This window comes from Nonomuraea thailandensis (assembly GCF_024172165.1).
GTDB classification, from domain to species: Bacteria; Actinomycetota; Actinomycetes; order Streptosporangiales; family Streptosporangiaceae; genus Nonomuraea; species Nonomuraea thailandensis.
The window spans coordinates 9956004-9970331 of sequence record NZ_JAMZEB010000002.1; the positions used below are offsets into that span (position 1 = coordinate 9956004).

General features: G+C 71.2%; 32 protein-coding genes. 29 read left to right on the top strand and 3 right to left on the bottom strand.

Features of this window, described 5'->3' with window-relative positions:
- Nucleotides 1–167 precede the first annotated feature (167 nt).
- From HD597_RS49850 to HD597_RS49860, 3 genes are all read right to left on the bottom strand, one after another.
- The gene (locus HD597_RS49850) at nucleotides 168–1604 is read right to left on the bottom strand and encodes a site-specific integrase (protein ID WP_253754293.1); all 1437 of its coding nucleotides are present in this window, start codon (nucleotides 1602–1604) and stop codon (nucleotides 168–170) included.
- 109 nt (nucleotides 1605–1713) lie between these two features.
- Nucleotides 1714–1938, bottom strand: a complete 225-nt coding sequence (locus HD597_RS49855; RefSeq protein WP_253754295.1) for a hypothetical protein — start codon at nucleotides 1936–1938, stop codon at nucleotides 1714–1716.
- Between the two features lie 144 nt (nucleotides 1939–2082).
- On the bottom strand, nucleotides 2083–2529 hold the full coding sequence (locus tag HD597_RS49860; RefSeq protein ID WP_253754296.1) for a helix-turn-helix domain-containing protein: 447 nt from the start codon (nucleotides 2527–2529) through the stop codon (nucleotides 2083–2085).
- A gap of 195 nt (nucleotides 2530–2724) precedes the next feature.
- Between HD597_RS49860 and HD597_RS49865 the strand changes: the two genes are divergently transcribed.
- From HD597_RS49865 to HD597_RS50005, 29 genes are all read left to right on the top strand, one after another.
- The gene (locus HD597_RS49865; RefSeq protein WP_253754298.1) at nucleotides 2725–2982 is read left to right on the top strand and encodes a hypothetical protein; all 258 of its coding nucleotides are present in this window, start codon (nucleotides 2725–2727) and stop codon (nucleotides 2980–2982) included.
- A complete protein-coding gene (locus tag HD597_RS49870; protein WP_253754300.1) occupies nucleotides 2982–3194 on the top strand; it encodes a helix-turn-helix transcriptional regulator in 213 nt (70 codons plus the stop codon). The genes HD597_RS49865 and HD597_RS49870 overlap by 1 nt, the downstream gene beginning before the upstream one ends.
- 17 nt (nucleotides 3195–3211) lie before the next feature.
- Entirely contained in the window at nucleotides 3212–3565 is a 354-nt protein-coding gene (locus tag HD597_RS49875) for a hypothetical protein (protein ID WP_253754302.1), read from the top strand.
- A gap of 98 nt (nucleotides 3566–3663) precedes the next feature.
- The gene (locus HD597_RS49880; protein WP_253754304.1) at nucleotides 3664–3870 is read left to right on the top strand and encodes a hypothetical protein; all 207 of its coding nucleotides are present in this window, start codon (nucleotides 3664–3666) and stop codon (nucleotides 3868–3870) included.
- Nucleotides 3871–3881: 11 nt separating this feature from the next.
- A complete protein-coding gene (locus HD597_RS49885) occupies nucleotides 3882–4172 on the top strand; it encodes a hypothetical protein (protein WP_253754306.1) in 291 nt (96 codons plus the stop codon).
- Nucleotides 4169–4921 carry a helix-turn-helix domain-containing protein gene (locus tag HD597_RS49890; protein WP_253754308.1) on the top strand — a complete coding sequence of 251 codons (753 nt, stop codon included), beginning with the start codon at nucleotides 4169–4171 and terminating at the stop codon, nucleotides 4919–4921. The genes HD597_RS49885 and HD597_RS49890 overlap by 4 nt, the downstream gene beginning before the upstream one ends.
- Nucleotides 4918–5286, top strand: coding sequence for a hypothetical protein (locus tag HD597_RS49895; protein WP_253754310.1), 369 nt, complete (start codon nucleotides 4918–4920; stop codon nucleotides 5284–5286). Before HD597_RS49890 ends, HD597_RS49895 begins: the two co-directional genes overlap by 4 nt.
- Nucleotides 5273–5701: a hypothetical protein gene (locus HD597_RS49900; protein WP_253754312.1), complete on the top strand. Its 429-nt coding sequence runs from the start codon at nucleotides 5273–5275 to the stop codon at nucleotides 5699–5701. The genes HD597_RS49895 and HD597_RS49900 overlap by 14 nt, the downstream gene beginning before the upstream one ends.
- Nucleotides 5701–5841, top strand: a complete 141-nt coding sequence (locus tag HD597_RS49905) for a hypothetical protein (RefSeq protein WP_253754314.1) — start codon at nucleotides 5701–5703, stop codon at nucleotides 5839–5841. The genes HD597_RS49900 and HD597_RS49905 overlap by 1 nt, the downstream gene beginning before the upstream one ends.
- 175 nt (nucleotides 5842–6016) lie before the next feature.
- Nucleotides 6017–6562 (top strand): hypothetical protein, encoded by a 546-nt coding sequence (locus HD597_RS49910; protein ID WP_253754316.1) that lies wholly within the window; start codon nucleotides 6017–6019, stop codon nucleotides 6560–6562.
- A complete protein-coding gene (locus HD597_RS49915) occupies nucleotides 6562–6732 on the top strand; it encodes a hypothetical protein (RefSeq protein WP_253754318.1) in 171 nt (56 codons plus the stop codon). Before HD597_RS49910 ends, HD597_RS49915 begins: the two co-directional genes overlap by 1 nt.
- Nucleotides 6729–6953: a hypothetical protein gene (locus tag HD597_RS49920; protein ID WP_253754320.1), complete on the top strand. Its 225-nt coding sequence runs from the start codon at nucleotides 6729–6731 to the stop codon at nucleotides 6951–6953. Before HD597_RS49915 ends, HD597_RS49920 begins: the two co-directional genes overlap by 4 nt.
- 69 nt (nucleotides 6954–7022) lie before the next feature.
- A complete protein-coding gene (locus HD597_RS49925) occupies nucleotides 7023–8024 on the top strand; it encodes a hypothetical protein (RefSeq protein WP_253754322.1) in 1002 nt (333 codons plus the stop codon).
- On the top strand, nucleotides 8021–8446 hold the full coding sequence (locus HD597_RS49930; protein WP_253754323.1) for a hypothetical protein: 426 nt from the start codon (nucleotides 8021–8023) through the stop codon (nucleotides 8444–8446). Before HD597_RS49925 ends, HD597_RS49930 begins: the two co-directional genes overlap by 4 nt.
- A gap of 18 nt (nucleotides 8447–8464) precedes the next feature.
- Nucleotides 8465–8806 carry a hypothetical protein gene (locus tag HD597_RS49935; protein ID WP_253754325.1) on the top strand — a complete coding sequence of 114 codons (342 nt, stop codon included), beginning with the start codon at nucleotides 8465–8467 and terminating at the stop codon, nucleotides 8804–8806.
- The gene (locus HD597_RS49940) at nucleotides 8803–9474 is read left to right on the top strand and encodes a hypothetical protein (protein WP_253754327.1); all 672 of its coding nucleotides are present in this window, start codon (nucleotides 8803–8805) and stop codon (nucleotides 9472–9474) included. The genes HD597_RS49935 and HD597_RS49940 overlap by 4 nt, the downstream gene beginning before the upstream one ends.
- Nucleotides 9467–9706 carry a helix-turn-helix domain-containing protein gene (locus HD597_RS49945; protein WP_253754329.1) on the top strand — a complete coding sequence of 80 codons (240 nt, stop codon included), beginning with the start codon at nucleotides 9467–9469 and terminating at the stop codon, nucleotides 9704–9706. The genes HD597_RS49940 and HD597_RS49945 overlap by 8 nt, the downstream gene beginning before the upstream one ends.
- Nucleotides 9693–9932, top strand: coding sequence for a hypothetical protein (locus HD597_RS49950; RefSeq protein WP_253754331.1), 240 nt, complete (start codon nucleotides 9693–9695; stop codon nucleotides 9930–9932). Before HD597_RS49945 ends, HD597_RS49950 begins: the two co-directional genes overlap by 14 nt.
- Before the next feature lie 8 nt (nucleotides 9933–9940).
- Nucleotides 9941–10381 (top strand): hypothetical protein, encoded by a 441-nt coding sequence (locus HD597_RS49955; RefSeq protein ID WP_253754333.1) that lies wholly within the window; start codon nucleotides 9941–9943, stop codon nucleotides 10379–10381.
- On the top strand, nucleotides 10374–10730 hold the full coding sequence (locus HD597_RS49960; RefSeq protein ID WP_253754335.1) for a hypothetical protein: 357 nt from the start codon (nucleotides 10374–10376) through the stop codon (nucleotides 10728–10730). Before HD597_RS49955 ends, HD597_RS49960 begins: the two co-directional genes overlap by 8 nt.
- Complete coding sequence (locus tag HD597_RS49965) at nucleotides 10730–10987, top strand: hypothetical protein (RefSeq protein ID WP_253754337.1); 258 nt, start codon at nucleotides 10730–10732, stop codon at nucleotides 10985–10987. The genes HD597_RS49960 and HD597_RS49965 overlap by 1 nt, the downstream gene beginning before the upstream one ends.
- Nucleotides 10984–11208 carry a hypothetical protein gene (locus HD597_RS49970; protein WP_253754339.1) on the top strand — a complete coding sequence of 75 codons (225 nt, stop codon included), beginning with the start codon at nucleotides 10984–10986 and terminating at the stop codon, nucleotides 11206–11208. The genes HD597_RS49965 and HD597_RS49970 overlap by 4 nt, the downstream gene beginning before the upstream one ends.
- Entirely contained in the window at nucleotides 11205–11834 is a 630-nt protein-coding gene (locus HD597_RS49975; RefSeq protein WP_253754341.1) for a hypothetical protein, read from the top strand. Before HD597_RS49970 ends, HD597_RS49975 begins: the two co-directional genes overlap by 4 nt.
- Nucleotides 11831–12070 carry a hypothetical protein gene (locus HD597_RS49980; RefSeq protein WP_253754343.1) on the top strand — a complete coding sequence of 80 codons (240 nt, stop codon included), beginning with the start codon at nucleotides 11831–11833 and terminating at the stop codon, nucleotides 12068–12070. Before HD597_RS49975 ends, HD597_RS49980 begins: the two co-directional genes overlap by 4 nt.
- A 52-nt stretch (nucleotides 12071–12122) precedes the next feature.
- A complete protein-coding gene (locus HD597_RS49985) occupies nucleotides 12123–12386 on the top strand; it encodes a hypothetical protein (RefSeq protein ID WP_253754345.1) in 264 nt (87 codons plus the stop codon).
- A 197-nt stretch (nucleotides 12387–12583) separates the two neighbouring features.
- Nucleotides 12584–12925, top strand: coding sequence for a hypothetical protein (locus tag HD597_RS49990; RefSeq protein ID WP_253754347.1), 342 nt, complete (start codon nucleotides 12584–12586; stop codon nucleotides 12923–12925).
- Between the two features lie 185 nt (nucleotides 12926–13110).
- Nucleotides 13111–13524, top strand: a complete 414-nt coding sequence (locus tag HD597_RS49995; protein ID WP_253754349.1) for a helix-turn-helix transcriptional regulator — start codon at nucleotides 13111–13113, stop codon at nucleotides 13522–13524.
- Between the two features lie 215 nt (nucleotides 13525–13739).
- Nucleotides 13740–14096 (top strand): hypothetical protein, encoded by a 357-nt coding sequence (locus HD597_RS50000; RefSeq protein WP_253754350.1) that lies wholly within the window; start codon nucleotides 13740–13742, stop codon nucleotides 14094–14096.
- Nucleotides 14093–14326 (top strand): Acb2/Tad1 domain-containing protein, encoded by a 234-nt coding sequence (locus HD597_RS50005; protein WP_253754352.1) that lies wholly within the window; start codon nucleotides 14093–14095, stop codon nucleotides 14324–14326. Before HD597_RS50000 ends, HD597_RS50005 begins: the two co-directional genes overlap by 4 nt.
- Nucleotides 14327–14328: the final 2 nt, after the last annotated feature.

Here is a 14328-nt window from a genome sequence, read left to right on the forward strand (position 1 = left end):
AACCGCATTAGCAGTCCAGCGTCCATGATCGTTGGTCGTAGTTGGCTCTGTTGGCCCTGTTGGATGCGCTGGTCAGCGGCATTGGAGACGGTTGGCTCTGTTGGCGCTGTTGGACTTCGCGGGGTGTGCTGCACCCGCAGCGTGCCCGCAAGTGCCCGCTGGCTGGGTCATCTGTTGGTGGTGCGCGGGATGATCGACACCGTCGCGTTCGCGGCCGCTTGGGCTACATCCGGGAGCACCGAGGCGTAGACATCTGCCGTGAACGAGTGCCGCGCGTGCCCGAGCTCTGCGCTGACGTACTTCATGTCCACGCCGGCCGCGAGCATCATCGTCGCTGCGCAGTGCCGCAGGTCGTGGAAACGGATCGGCGGCAGGTCTGCGAGCTTGACCAGCGCGGCGAACCGCTCGCTGAAGTACTCTTCCCGCCCGTACGCGCTGCCGTCCGGCCGGGTGAACAGCCTGCCGGAGTCCTGCCAGCGCTCGCCCGCCGCCAGGCGCTCCTCCTTCTGCCGGGCGACCCACTTCCTCAGCAGGGCCTTGTTGACGTCTCCCAGGGAGACCGTGCGCGTGGATCGTTCGGTCTTCAGGCCGGTGTCGTCGTCCTCCAGGCCCTCGATGAGGTCGAGGATGCCTGCGCCGAGCTGGAGGTCGGCGAGCATCGCGCCGGCCGCCTCGCCGCGGCGCAGTCCGCGCGTCGCGACCAGGTGATACATCGGGTACAGCCGCGGCTCGTGACGCTCGCATGCATCGAGGAACCGGCCAGCCTGTTCGGGGGTCCACACCATCACCTTGTGCGGGATCTTGCCCGTGGCCCTCCAGCGCTCGACCCGCTCCTGCGTCCACACAACCGGCTTGGTCGGCTTGACCTCCGGGAGCTCCACATGCTTGCTCGGGTCGTGGCCGATCCGCTTCTGCTTGAAGGCGGTGCCGAGAGCGGAGGAGATCACGGCGTGGATGCGGCGAATGCGGGCTGGCGTCAGCGGCAGTTTCCGGTTCAGCCCAGGGGATTTGCCGGGCCGCTCGTGCCGCCAGGGTGCCAGGGCGCGCGCGGCCAGGAGCCGACGCAGCAACTCGCTGGGCTGTTCGCCTGGCGGCAGATTGTTGATCTGCGAGATCGCCTCATAGAGCTTGTTCAAATGGTCCTCGTTCAGGCGGACCAGCTTGATATGGCCGATGCCCGGGTCAAAGTAGAGGTCGATCGCTTCCTCGTACGACTCCCGCGTGCTCTCTTCGAGCTTCTTTTTTCCGGGAAGCCACACCTTGCGCAGGTACTGGCGCACCGTCATGTTGGGGTCGTGGGAAACCACCGTGCCAGAATCGAGATCGGCGAGCACCTGGCGTAGCGCCTTCTTGGCATGCGTCTCCTTGTCGAAGGGCCCGATTCGGGGCTGGCGTCGCCGGCCATTGACGGGCGGCGCGGAGTATCGCGCCCACCATTTCCCGTGTTCGGGCGACCAGCGCCATTCCGGTTCCCCGGTGGCACCTATCTTCGGCTGGTCATTCTCGATGACAGGGATTCGCAGTTGCGGGCATTTACCGTCGCCGAGGTATTTTCCCGTGTCGTCTCGGCAGCTGCAGCGCTTGAAGATAGAACCGTCGGCCATGAGTGACTCCTGTGAGGTGGAGTGACGAGAATTGCCGGGGCTCCGTGATCGACCTGGGGAGGGGGCCAGGCCGGGCGTGGTGGGGTCACGCGCCGGGTCCCCGCGCCTGCTACGACAGGCGTTCGGCGTTGTTCATCTCAGCGATGATGTCGCGCCCTTCGGGATGGCGTGCGTCCTGGAGGCGCACGATCGCCATCCCTCGCAGGAGCGCGAGCTGGGTGTCCTTCTTGGCGTTCACCTCTCCCTGCGCCACGCCCTTGCGCCAGCTGTAGCGGGCGATGGCGTGAGCGATTCCTGCGGCTGCCGTGATGAGAATCAGTTCCTTGAGGGGCATCTTGCTCCGTTCTTCCTTGAACGTTCGGCTGGTGCTAGCCGTAAGGGGAAGACGAGGCAGGAGGTGTGTCGGTTTACGTCCGTTACCGCTGAGTTACGTGCAGTTCAGGACGCTTCGTCACAAGTACGAAAATGCCTTCGTGAATCACCGTTCGTCATCCTCTGCCAAGCCAATCACCTCCCTGAGGGCTCTCAGCCTGCGCACTCGGTCTTCCTCCAGGTCTGCGAGGGTTCGATCGATGATCGTCTCAACGCGCGCGCGGCGGGTACGGTCTTCGATCCGTGCTGCGGCCTGGCGGATTTCCTCGACGTCGTCCGGCCGGCCAGGCGGCGTATAGCCCTCTCCGTAGCCGGCGGCGGCCAGTAGCGCGGCGCCGAGCTCGCCGAGCTTGGGGAACTTGGAGGTGAAAGCGTCGACGAAGCGCCGTAGGGGATCATGGTTCGGCTTCACTTCGCCGTTGGCCCACCGGCTCATGGTGGCTTGTGACGTCCCACCGAGCTTGGCAAGGTCGGTGTAGGTCAGATCGGTCTCCGCAGTCAGCCGTTGAAACGTCTGCGTGAAGAGCTCGCGGTTCCACGTAGGCGTTTGCATGGATGGAAAATAGCACGCCCTTAGTCGGCGCACATCCGCAGGTGACGGCAGTGATTCCTTACCGCCATCCATCCGTGCATACATGACATCCGGCAGGGCTACGACCCTAGGAGACACCTTTGTCGTAGCAAGGGCGGCTCAAGACTCTTCCATACATGGATTGCATACACGCATGGATGACGCTATCTTCCACCCATGGATGGAAGCACCCTTGAGGTAGCTCGCCCCCGCGTCCGCCTCCGCCGGGCTGTCTGGGACAGCAAGGTCGAGCAGCACGGCCTCACGACGGACACGGCGTGCGCAGCTCTTCTGCAGACCAGCGTGTCCACGATCCACCGCATCAAGGAGAACAAGGTCGAGCCGAGCGGCAAGTTCATCGCCTCTGCGCTCTTCCGCCTGCCCGGCACCACGTTCGAGGACCTGTTCGAAGTCGTCGTCCCGTGGGCCGACTGATGTCGCGCCGCACAGCGGTCGTCGGCACCATGCCCGACCGGCGCAACGACCGGATTCTGCGTATGCCCCAGATCGAGGAGCTCACCCAGGTTCCCCAGGGCACCCTCCGGTACTACCGCCACCTCGGCCGCGTCCCTTGGCTCCGCAAGATCGGTGGCCGCCTGGGCGCCTGGGAGTCGGACGTCTACGCCTGGATCGAAGCGCAGGAGTAGCCGAGATGGAGATCCCTATGCCCCTGTCTCAGCAGGCCCCGCTGCCGCGCGTCATCGATGAGCGGCCGCGCACCATCCGGCTCAAAACCCCACGTCACAGCAGCGTGAGCGCCGAGCTCGGGGGCGCCGGCGACCCGGTCAAGATCCAGATCAAGGTGTCGCGCCCGCTCGACATGGTGCTCGGCATGAACACCGCCCCAGTGCTCGACCTCAGCTCCGAGGAGGCATGGGCGCTCTGGGCGGTCCTGGGCGACGGGCTGGGCGCCATGGGCGACCCGCCGCACTGGGCGGCGGGCCCGCTGCCCGCGTACGGGCCTAACGGCCGCGAGCTGCCGCCCGCGCCGACGGCGCTTCCGCGTGAGCCGTTCTGAGCCGATCACCGTATCGGCCACCCCCGACAAACCGAAAGGTCCCCCGGGCGCTGGCCCGGGAGACCTCCGACACGGCGACTGAATCGGACAACACTCTCATGACCCACTTTACTGATCCGCCGGTCAGCGACACCACCCCTCAGCAGGAGGGCAGCTCGCTAATGACCGCTGTTGGGGACTTCAACTGGACCCGCCGCCTCAACCCCCGGATGCGCGGTCTGGTCACCACCTGGCTGGAGATCTGCGACGACGCGATGAGACACATCAGCATCGTTCCGGCATCGGCGGGCGGCAAAACCACATGACCGAGGAGCAGATGACCGCGTGGGCACGCGCCCTGCGTGACGAGCAGGCCGCCGAGGCGTCCCGGCTGTGGGAGCGGCCGGCCTCGGGTCAGCCCTCGGCGTGGCTGGCCGAGTCCGAGGTCGAGGCGCTGGTGCGCATCGTCTTGGCACTGACGGTCTACGCCCCGCAGATCGAGCCCGACGAGCCGATCGCGCTCCTGACCCAGCGGGTCGAGGCGCAGCTGGCCGAGCGCGTCGCGCAGGCGCGCGGCCGCGCCGAGCGGGCGCGCTCGGCCCCCCGGGCGCGAGGGCTGCGCCGATGAGGGGCCAGCCGATCGCGGTGGCCCCGATGGCGAGCCTGGCCGTGCAGCTGCGCCAGCGCCGCTACGGCCGCCAGTGGACGCATGAGCGGCTCGCCGCCGAGATGACCGCCGTGGGCGTGCCGTGGACCCGCGGCATCGCCCTGGATGTGGAGACGGGCGAGCGGCTGATCAGCGTCGCCGAGCTGGTCGCGCTGGCGCACGTGTTCGGTGTCGGCCCGGGAGACCTGCTCACCCCCGCGCTCGGCCTCGGCTACCAGGTGTCGCCCAAGGGGCCGGTGCTCGACAACGCTGCGGCGCGCGCCTGGCTGCGCTACGGCCAGGCGCCGCCCCGGCACGGCGAACACCCGGGCGCGCTGGCGCCGCCGCCGCCGCACTGGCCGGCGGAGATCCCGCTGTGGTGGCTGGTGCAGGCGTGGGGGCTGGACAAGCGCGTCATCCTGCGGTGGGCGGAGCTCGGCATGCTGCCCGGCCACCGCTACGTCGACGGCGGCCCGTGGTGGTGCAGCCGCGACGACGTCGCCGACTTCGCCGGCCAGTCGCGCCACGTCCGCGCGCTCAAGGGCGGCATGGTCATCCGGCACGCGACCTGGCTGGACGGTGTCCCCGTCCGACTGACCGAGGTCGAGCTGGTGGGCGGTGTGCGCTGGAGTCTCGGGGGCCGCCCCACCGCCGGCGGCGACCTGGTCTACGCCGAGCCCTGCCGGGGCGACCACATCGTGCTGCTCGTCCCCGCCGGGGACGCGCCATGACGCGGCCGCGCACCTGGTCGTGCGCCCCAGCGCGGCCGGCCACCAGCGCGCAGTGGCAGCGCCGCCTGGCCGAGACGCTCGGCGGCATCCTGGCCACCCACGAGGACCTGGCCCCGATCGCCTGGTCGATCGGCGCCCAGGGCTGCACCCTGCTCGGCCTCATCGACGGCCACGCCCCCTCCATGGGCCGCTACACGGCCGAACGCACCTACGCCGAATGGCAGGCCGCCCTCGGCCTGCAGGTGATCGGCCACGAGCCCGGCGTGCTACGCGCGGCCCGCACCCGGCCCGACGGCGTGCGCGTCCTGCTCGTCGCCCTACTCCCTGACCCTCCCGCGGAAGGACTGACCCATGCGTCTGTATGAACCCAAGTTCTCCACGCTGCTCGACTGCAGGCCCGGCCGGGTGTCCGAGCGTGGCGGCGACATCCTGGGCGAGATCCTGTTCCGGTCCGGCGCGCTGGAGCTGACCCGGCAGGAGCTGATCGACCTGCTCAGCGCGGGCCGGGACGTGCTGCAGCGCGTCGACGCGGCCTACGACCGGCGCGCCCGGGGGCAGCGGCCCATCCCCGCGCACGGCCAGCCGGCCCGCCCGTTCATCGAGGTGCCCCCGACCCCGGCCGAGCTGATGCCCACCACGCTCGCGATGCCCGGATCCCACCTCACTCCGGTGCCTCGGCACGCCGCCCCGCCCTCGCCCCCGCCCCCGGCCGGGCCCGTGCCGGCGGCGCGGCAGGAGGGCCAGGTGGTGCCGGACCCTCCCCCCGCGGCGGCCTCCTGATGAGAGTCCGCCGCCGGCCCCGCACCGCCCGCGCGGGCCGCCGCCAGGTGCCCTCGTACCTGGGGCGCTGGCTGCGTGACCGCTGGCGCGTCACCTGGGCAGAGGCCCGCAGCCTGCTGTCCATCACCTCCTGGACCTGACCTCCGCGTTGTCCGTCCCCGCCCGCCACTTCCCCGGCGGGCGGGCCGAGCCCGGCCGCGGCAGGCCGCCTTCCCTGCCGCGCCCGCCCCTACGGCGTGCGCCCTTCCCTTCGAGTTCCACCCACCATCGCGGCGGCCATCACGGCCCGTCGCGCTTCATAGATCGAGATCGACCATGACGACGACATATTCCTCCCCGGCCACCGCGCCGGACGCGCTCGCCCCGGTGCGGGCCAGGCTCCTGTTCCCCCTCGCGCCAAGCGCGCGAGAGACCGTCCAGTTCTACGACCAGGCCGGGGGCGACCACGGCTACATCTTCCTGCCGCACGACCAGGCCTACGACCTGATCAGCCGCCTGCAGGACATCCCCGTCGCGATCCACAAGGTGGACCGCAGCGTCGCCGGCCACGTCCGCCACATGCTCGACGACGACTACCGCAACCCCGACGACGAGCCGGACAACTGGACCGTAGACCTGATCGGGCTCATCGCCGACGCCAGCGAGCAGGAGCGCAGCCGCCTGGCCCGCATCTACGGCGCATACGTCGTGGCCTGGGAGATCGGCACCGGGCCCGGCGGCGTGACCGCGCTCGCGAAGTGGCACGAGGCCCTGACCGACCAGAGCCCCGCCGAGACCCCCGCCGCATCTTCGGACGGGACCGACTACACGCCCGGCCCGGCCACGCCGGACACCTCGCCGGGCACCTCGCTGGCCGGCTGATGGCCGCGTTCGTCCCGTTCCTCCTCGTGATCCTCGGCGGCGCGATCTTCTCCGTCGGCGAGCACGCCGGGCTGACCGGCCGTCCGCTCCTCGCGCTCACCGCCGGCGCCTGCGGGTTCTCGCTGGTGTGGATCGCCCTGGCCGCGATGCTGCTGGGACTGGCCCGATGAGCGCCGCTCCGGGCACCGTTCCCGCACTGCGTGAGCGCGTCGACGAGCGTCGCCGCGAGCTCGGCCTGGCGTGGTGGCAGGTCGCTTCCCAGGCCGGCCTCAGCGCCTCGGCCCTGGACCGCATGTCGTTCGGCGTGGCCAACCTGACCACCCGTCGCGTCCTCGAGGAGTGGCTGCGCCGACATCCGGCCCCTGTACCCGCCCCCACCCCTGACCACTGAAAGGCGAACGCACATGGCGGCGGCCATGAGCCCGACCGGGCTCTACCCGCGCATGCCCTGGGGCTGCGCATGACCCTGACCGGAACCTTCGTCCTGGCCTACTCGCACGCCAGCGACCTCGTGGATGCCATCCGCGCGGCCGTGGGCGCGCCCCCGGCCGTGCTCGGCCTCCTGGTGTGCTACCTGACCCGGCCGCCCGAGCCCGGCACCGACCGCGCCGAGATCGCGGCGGCGTACGGGATGAGCATCGGCGAGCTGCGCGCCGGCCACCGCGAGCTCGCCGAGCGCGGCCATCTGCTGCAGCTGCGCCGCTGCGTCGGCCGCGGGCAGTGGCAGCACCTCATCGTCGTGGTCGACACCCCCGGGCAGCTGCCCGGCCCGCGCGAGGCCTGGCTGCTGCTGGACGCCTCTCTGGCCGCCGAGCAGGCGGTGGCCGAGGCCTCGACCGGCCACACTCCCGCTGACAGCGCACATGTTGCGACCTGCGACGACACCAGCGAGCCGCAGGCCGCAACATGTGATCAGAATCCGCACATAAAACCAGTTAACCCCTTCTCATCCGACGGCCCCGGGCACGACCGGGCGGGCGCGGTGGTGGCCACCGTGGCCGACCTGACCCGCCTGGCCCAGCTGCCGCCCTTGCCGGCACCGACGAACGAGCTCGCCGAGCTGTGGCTGTCGCCCGGCCAGGTGCTGTCCCTGCTGGCCCGGTACCCGGCCCGGTACGGGGACCTCGCGCTGGCCGTGCTCGCCCGCGCGGCCCTGCCGTGGTACCTCGCCCCGCGCGTGGTGGCGCTGCTGGTCGCCGGGTACGACACCGGCCAGCTCGGCCGCACCCTGGCCGGCGTGCAGGAGGCGGACTGCCCGGCCGCGGTCGCACGGTGGCGGCTGGACCGCATGCTGCTCGCCGACCCTCCGTCGCACATCGCGTGGCGGCCGCCGTCCACGTACGTGCCCGCCCCAGCGCAGCCCGCGGAACCGGACGCGCCGGGCGTGCGGGCCGAGCTCGCCGCGGCCCGGGCCGCCATGGCCGAGGCCAGGGCCCGCATGCGCAGCGGGGCACGAGCGTGACCGGCGAGCGGCACCGCTGCGCCGACCCGCGGCTGTGCCCGGACTGCCGGCGCGAGCGGCTCACCGGCCGGCCCGTGCCGAGCCTGCGCGACATGACGGCCCTGCTGGCCGACACCCCCCGGCACGTGCCCCTCACCGAGGAGGGCGACGTGGACTACGCCGAGGTCCTGCGCGCCGACATGCGGCGGATCCTCGGCCGGGTCGGCTGGGCGGCGCTGCCCCAGGCGGACCTGCGCGCGCTGCTGCATTCCGCCACGTACGGGACGCCGCCGTCCGCCGACCTGGTCGTGCGGGCGGCCGCGGCCCTGGCCGAGGAGCCACATCTGTACGTGATCACCACAAATGCCGTGCCACCGGACACGCCGAAGAGCGATCATGGAAGAAACTCAACGGCGTTGATTAAACCGCCCGCGCCGGACTGACTGACGCAGGAGGCCGCCATGATCCCGACCCCCAACGACCTGCAGCCGTGCCCGCACGGGTGCGACGCCCTCGTGCTCATCACCATCACCGAGCACGGGCGCCGCATGCCCGTCGAGCCGACACCAGACGAGACCGGCAACCAGGCGGTCTACAAGACCGGGACCGGGACGTGGCGCTCACGCTCCCTCGACGGCGCCACCGCGCGGCCGCCAGACCCGTGGGAGCACCGCTACCGCCCGCACATCGCCACGTGCACCCACCGCGCTGTTCAGCAGGCCATCCCCGGCCTGCCGGCCGGCCGCCCCCGTACCCGCCGCCGGGCACCCGCCCGGCGCTACCCCATCTGGAAAGCACCATGACCAACACGATGACCGAGCAGCCCCTGCTCAACGCGAGCCTGTCCGCCTACCGGCTGGCCCCAGGGCTACGCCTCTCGGACGAGAGCACCTTCCTGGAACTGCGCTGCCCGCACACGATCACGCAGATCGGGCGACGCCGAACTGACCCCCGCCGCTGCGTCACGAACCTGCTCGCCGAGCAGGCCCGCACCCGCGCCATAGAGCTCGGCACGCTGGTGACGGTGGCCATGTTCCACGACGATCCCGAGCCCAGCCTGGAGCGCACCACACGAGTGGGCGTCCTGCATCGAGAGCTGGGCGAGCTCGTCGGCTACACGCTGCACCACGATCTCGACGAGCACCCGTTCCTGGTCATGAACTGTCCGTACCGGGGAGGACGTTGCCCCGGTTCCGAGAACGGCGAATGCGCGACCAACCTGATCCCGCAGGGCTCCGGCCCCGTCGACCTCGGCACCTTGCTGCAGCTGGCCACCGCGCACGAGAACGCCCGCTACGGGGTGCCTGCCGAGCGCCTGGCGGCGCTCCGCAAGGACCTTGTCCGCCGGCAACAGGACGAGATCTACACCCGCGAGACCGCCGACGGAGAGAGCGCGGGCATCGCCTCCACCCGCGCCGACATCTACAGGCAGGTCATCGCCCAGCTGGACCAGGTGGTGCAGGGTGGCTAAGCGGCTGCCCGCACCTGCCGGCATCGCATCCACCGTCCGGGAAACACGCGAGGCGCGCGGCCTAACCCAGACCCAGCTCGGCGGGCTCGTCGGACGCAGCGGCACCCACATCGGCACGTTCGAACGCGGCTGGGGCGCCAGCAACGCCAGAGTCCTCGACGCGATCGCGTTCCAGCTCGGCTGCCGCTGGGCCCTCGTCCCCCTGGAAGAGGCCCACGATGCCCAGGAGTAGCCAGCCGCGCCCGCTGCCGCCGCCGCCCGCGCCGGACCAGCCCTGCCTGTACGGCGCCCACGACGCGGACGGCTGGCGCTACTACGCCAGCCTGCGCAAATGGGAGCGCATCTGCAGGAACCACGCCGGCACCGCGGTACGCCGCGGCGACTACGTGCCCGACGAGGCGATCGTCGATCGGGAAGACCCCGGTGCCCAGGACCAGAGAACGGAGACTCGCCGATGAGCGTAAGCATGGACGACGACGCCCTGATCGCAGCCGTTGATCTGGTCGGTCGGACCGGCGCCAGAGGGATTGAGATCGGCTACCTGCACGACAACGTACCCGTCGAAGAGGCCGCCTGGTACGCCCACGTCCAGTACCGCGGCACGAGCATCACCGAGGAGAACCACCGCGGTCCCGTCGAGGCCGCCGAGGCCCTCGCCCGCCAGCTGCTCACCGGCGCCATGTGCAACCACTGCAAGAAGCTCGTCGCCCTGTCCGACGACGGCGCCACCGCCTACAACGGCACCCTGCTCAACGGCACTCGCTGGACCGTTGAGCAGGCGCGCGCGGCAGGGCAGTGCCGGTGGCGCCGCATCGGTCCGCGCTGGGCGCGCGGCTGCGAAGGCACCAAGCCGCCGCGCGCCACCGGGAAGCCCAAGCGCAAGAAGGGGAGGCGTAAGCGTGGCTGACGTCCCATCCCTGCTCGGCACTCTCAGCGACGTGATCGCCAACCTGGATGACTACATCGAGCGGCGCGCCGCCGAGCGCGCTGCCTCGCGCATCGCCGAGGGCGGGGCCGCGGCCGCCGAGAGGGTCCAGAGCGCTCGGGGCATGCAGCAGCGTGCCGAGGACCTGGCCACCGAGCTACGCCGCCAGCTCAACGCCCGAGACCGCCAGGTGGACGACCTCCGCCGACGCGTCGAGGAGGCGGAAGCGATCATCCGCGCCACGAACGCGGTCGAGTCGGTGAGCACCGCCATCGAGCTGGAGGAGACCTACTGCGCCAAGTACGGCGTCACCCTGGACGGTTGCACCTGATGGACGGCTTGCAACTCGCGATGTGGGACCCGCCGGCGCCGCCGCGCCGGCGCCGGTGGGTGCCGCGCTGCGAGGACTGCGGCCGCCGCATCTGGTCGCAGGCCGCGCTGCGCCGCCGGTTCGGCCGGCTGCTCGGCGGCCGCTGCCACCGTAAGCGGGCCCGCGCCGCCCGCCGGCTGACCATCCCCATGACCATCGTCGTCCGCGACCCGGGCCACATCCCGGGCCAGCTCGAAATCGAACGGGAGTCTGCTTGACCAACCCCCGGCGCCAGCACGCCGGCTGCGGCTACGCCCTGCTCGCCATCGTCGCCGGCATCCCCGCGTTCTGGCAGATGATCTACGGTGACGGCTGGCTGGGCCTCGTGCTCCTGGCCGCCGCCTGCCTGGCCGTGCGCTGCTCGACCGCGCTGCAGACGATCGCCCGGCAGCGCGCCCGCCTGGCCGATCCGCGCCGCACCGACGGGAACGCGTGGTGAGCGCGGCGGCCGACGAGGTCGGCGTGCTGGTGCATGAGCTGGTGCCGCTGCTGGGCATGCTGTGGGCGCTGGTGCCCGAGGTCGGCGGCTCTCCGATGACCGGCACCATGTCGCACCACAAGGCCACCGGGTCGCCGGCGCCGTGGAACGCCGACGCGGCCCTGCTGCTGTACACGATCAGCGAGGAGGCGCGGCGCCTGGAGGCCAGCCTGCGCCGCGACGTTGCCGGCCACGTCGGCGACCGCCGCGGCGGCAGCGACGTCAACACCGTCGCGGCGCTGAAGGCCATCATGAACCTGGCCTACGGCGTTCCCGAGCAGGACGCCCGCCGTGCGGCCCGCATCATCGGCCGCTGGGTCCGCTCCGCACGCCAGGTCATCGGCGAGGAGGAGCGGGCCGTGCCGCTGCCGGCCGCGCCAGGCGCGACGCCGCCGCCATGTCCGTATTGCACGACATTCAGCCTGCGTGTCGTGCTGCGGGACGGCCGCCTGTGGTGCATCAATGATGGGTGCAAGGACGGCCGCGGCCAGCGGCCGCATGGGCGCATGACGCGCTCTGACCTGAACGGGGACGGCATGATCGAGTGGGACGACGGGCGCATCACGTACCGGCGGGACTGGGCATGAGCGCCAGCTGGACGATCAAGGAAGCGGCGGAGCAGCTGCATCCCGCCATGACGTTGGACGAGGTCCGGGCCCTTGTCCTGCTGTTCGCGGTGCCGGTGCTCGGCCAGCGCCGCGGCCGCGGCCGCCCGGTCGACGCCTACGACCAGCCCGCGCTGCTGCGCGCGCACGCCGCGGTGATCGCCTACCGGCGCGGTCTCCTCCACGGCGTGCTCGTGCCGCGCTCTGCGGCCAGCTGACCTCCCGGCCACCCGGCCGGGCCACACCCCCACGACACGAAGGATCACCGTCATGACCGAAGACGATTGGGAGCGCAGCCCCGACGCCGCTCGCTCCATCGCCGAGCCACCGGCCCGCGTCGAGGCGCGCGTGCAGCTGCTGTTCGGCACGCAGGCCGAGATCGTCACCGCCCACCACCCCAGCGACGACCCGCTGCGCGTGCCCGCGGCCGCGCTGGCGCTGCAGCTGGGCGTGCCGCTCGACGAGCTGCCCGGGCGGCGCTTCACCGCGGCGATCGTCGGTGAGAGCGTGCGGGACGCCGAGCTGATCCGCTGATCAGCTGATCAGGATGGACGGGCCTGTCCTGGGGGATGGGCCCCTTTTTTCTTTCCCGATCTTCTTGCAAATCACTACGCTATTCCTGTAAATTAAGGGGTGTCGGAAGGGGTTGGCAGCCCCGACCGGCAGCAGATTGATAACTCCACAGAGAGGGGTCAGCAATGGCTGACACACCAGACGAGCGACTCCTGGCCATGACCCAGGCCGTGGCCGGAGCGCTCGACCTGCTGATGCAGGTCGCGATCGGACTCCCCATCCCGATCAAGCTCCCGCTCCCCACCAGCACCGACTTCGATCACTTCTTCGAAGCGCTGGGACGGATGCGGGTTCTGATCGAGGACGAGCCGATCCCCGGCCACGCGATCGGTCACCTCGACCAGGCGGTACTCATGATCCAGACCAGCATGGATCTGATCCACATCGCGGCCAGCCACGATGAGATCGAATGGCGGTACGACGCAGTACACCTCCACTGCGCAGCCGCCGCCGCCAACCTCGCCCTCACTCAGATGATCCTGAACGGGCAGATCGAGTAGTCAGCAGACCGGCCCCGGGCATCCAGCCCGGGGCCGGGCCCCTCACCAGTGGAAACATCATCTGCTCTGCCACGGTGGCGGGCCCGCCACCACACAAACGTGAGGGCCTGGCAGGGTGGGCCGAAGCCCTGATTGGCAGCCCTGCCAGGCCCGCAGACTGACCTCCACGAAAGGAAGACGTCTCCATGGTAGAACAGCGCGGCATCATCGCTCCCGAGATCGCCGCACGCTACGAGCGCGCCCTGACGACCGTCACCGGCACCTGGCGCAAGCACCCCGCGTGGCCGACGCCCATCGGCCGCCGCGGCCGCTGGGCCGAGTACGACGCCAAGCAGGTCGACGCCGTGGTGCGCGCCCACTTCCTGCGCGAGCAGCCCGCCCCGGCCGCAGATCCTGACGAGCTGCTCACCATCGCCCAGCTCGTCGACGCCACCGGCCTCAAGCGCGGCACCCTCGACGCCGACATCTCACGCGGCCGCTGGCCGGCCCCCGACGATGAGGAGCATGGCGTCAAGCGGTGGCGGCGCAGCACCGCCGATGAGGTGATGCGCGGCCGCCGCGGCTACCACCGGCGAGCACAGCCCGGGGACGCGGGCTGAGGTGCCCGGGCGCGCCGATCTTGACGCCCGCAGACTTTTCTGGCTAAATCAGCCGTACCAGACCCATGCCCAAGCCCGGCCGGTGCGCCGGGTTTTCGCATGTCAGGACCCCCGTAGCGAGCCGGGGACTACGGGGTGTGTGGGGGATCCAGGGACGGCGGCAGGCAGTCGGCGGCAGCCTGCCGCCGTCCTCACCCCCGGGCCGGGAGGTGGCAATGCCCCACCGCCAGCGCACCGCCTGCACGACGCCCGGCTGCCCCAACCTCTCCACCAGCGGCCGCTGCGACGACTGCCGCGCCGACGCCGAGGCCCAGCGCGGCACAGCCGCCGAACGCGGCTACGGCGCCGGCCACCGCGACCGCTTCCGCCCGGGCGTCCTGCGCAAGCACCCGGTCTGCGTGCTCTGCCGGGCCCGGCGGTCCAAGCACGCTGACCACTACCCGCTCTCCCGCCGCCAGCTCGAAGCGCAAGGCCTCGACCCCAACGACCCCAAGCACGGCCGCGGCCTGTGCGACACCTGCCACGGCCAAGAGACAGCCCGCCGCCAACCCGGAGGATGGAACGCCCGATGACCCCCGCCGACCTCGACAACCGGTTCAGCTTCCACCCCGCTGACACCGTGATCAAGCAGCGCGCCCACGAGCACGTACGCTCCCGCTGCCGCTACCTCGCCCAGATCCTCGACGACGACCTGCCCGACGGCCGCGAGAAGTCCCTCGCCATGACCAAGCTGGAAGAGGTCATGTTCTGGGCCAACGCGGCCATCGCACGCGACACCCACTCCACTCCGCCGGAGGGCTAGGC

Coding starts and splice junctions, on each gene's coding strand:
- HD597_RS49850 (WP_253754293.1), bottom strand. CDS start 1,604: ATGGCCGACGGTTCTATCTTCAAGCGCTGCAGCTGCCGAGACGACACG.
- HD597_RS49855 (WP_253754295.1), bottom strand. CDS start 1,938: ATGCCCCTCAAGGAACTGATTCTCATCACGGCAGCCGCAGGAATCGCT.
- HD597_RS49860 (WP_253754296.1), bottom strand. CDS start 2,529: ATGCAAACGCCTACGTGGAACCGCGAGCTCTTCACGCAGACGTTTCAA.
- HD597_RS49865 (WP_253754298.1), top strand. CDS start 2,725: ATGGATGGAAGCACCCTTGAGGTAGCTCGCCCCCGCGTCCGCCTCCGC.
- HD597_RS49870 (WP_253754300.1), top strand. CDS start 2,982: ATGTCGCGCCGCACAGCGGTCGTCGGCACCATGCCCGACCGGCGCAAC.
- HD597_RS49875 (WP_253754302.1), top strand. CDS start 3,212: ATGCCCCTGTCTCAGCAGGCCCCGCTGCCGCGCGTCATCGATGAGCGG.
- HD597_RS49880 (WP_253754304.1), top strand. CDS start 3,664: ATGACCCACTTTACTGATCCGCCGGTCAGCGACACCACCCCTCAGCAG.
- HD597_RS49885 (WP_253754306.1), top strand. CDS start 3,882: ATGACCGCGTGGGCACGCGCCCTGCGTGACGAGCAGGCCGCCGAGGCG.
- HD597_RS49890 (WP_253754308.1), top strand. CDS start 4,169: ATGAGGGGCCAGCCGATCGCGGTGGCCCCGATGGCGAGCCTGGCCGTG.
- HD597_RS49895 (WP_253754310.1), top strand. CDS start 4,918: ATGACGCGGCCGCGCACCTGGTCGTGCGCCCCAGCGCGGCCGGCCACC.
- HD597_RS49900 (WP_253754312.1), top strand. CDS start 5,273: ATGCGTCTGTATGAACCCAAGTTCTCCACGCTGCTCGACTGCAGGCCC.
- HD597_RS49905 (WP_253754314.1), top strand. CDS start 5,701: ATGAGAGTCCGCCGCCGGCCCCGCACCGCCCGCGCGGGCCGCCGCCAG.
- HD597_RS49910 (WP_253754316.1), top strand. CDS start 6,017: ATGACGACGACATATTCCTCCCCGGCCACCGCGCCGGACGCGCTCGCC.
- HD597_RS49915 (WP_253754318.1), top strand. CDS start 6,562: ATGGCCGCGTTCGTCCCGTTCCTCCTCGTGATCCTCGGCGGCGCGATC.
- HD597_RS49920 (WP_253754320.1), top strand. CDS start 6,729: ATGAGCGCCGCTCCGGGCACCGTTCCCGCACTGCGTGAGCGCGTCGAC.
- HD597_RS49925 (WP_253754322.1), top strand. CDS start 7,023: ATGACCCTGACCGGAACCTTCGTCCTGGCCTACTCGCACGCCAGCGAC.
- HD597_RS49935 (WP_253754325.1), top strand. CDS start 8,465: ATGATCCCGACCCCCAACGACCTGCAGCCGTGCCCGCACGGGTGCGAC.
- HD597_RS49940 (WP_253754327.1), top strand. CDS start 8,803: ATGACCAACACGATGACCGAGCAGCCCCTGCTCAACGCGAGCCTGTCC.
- HD597_RS49950 (WP_253754331.1), top strand. CDS start 9,693: ATGCCCAGGAGTAGCCAGCCGCGCCCGCTGCCGCCGCCGCCCGCGCCG.
- HD597_RS49955 (WP_253754333.1), top strand. CDS start 9,941: ATGGACGACGACGCCCTGATCGCAGCCGTTGATCTGGTCGGTCGGACC.
- HD597_RS49965 (WP_253754337.1), top strand. CDS start 10,730: ATGGACGGCTTGCAACTCGCGATGTGGGACCCGCCGGCGCCGCCGCGC.
- HD597_RS49980 (WP_253754343.1), top strand. CDS start 11,831: ATGAGCGCCAGCTGGACGATCAAGGAAGCGGCGGAGCAGCTGCATCCC.
- HD597_RS49985 (WP_253754345.1), top strand. CDS start 12,123: ATGACCGAAGACGATTGGGAGCGCAGCCCCGACGCCGCTCGCTCCATC.
- HD597_RS49990 (WP_253754347.1), top strand. CDS start 12,584: ATGACCCAGGCCGTGGCCGGAGCGCTCGACCTGCTGATGCAGGTCGCG.
- HD597_RS49995 (WP_253754349.1), top strand. CDS start 13,111: ATGGTAGAACAGCGCGGCATCATCGCTCCCGAGATCGCCGCACGCTAC.
- HD597_RS50000 (WP_253754350.1), top strand. CDS start 13,740: ATGCCCCACCGCCAGCGCACCGCCTGCACGACGCCCGGCTGCCCCAAC.
- HD597_RS50005 (WP_253754352.1), top strand. CDS start 14,093: ATGACCCCCGCCGACCTCGACAACCGGTTCAGCTTCCACCCCGCTGAC.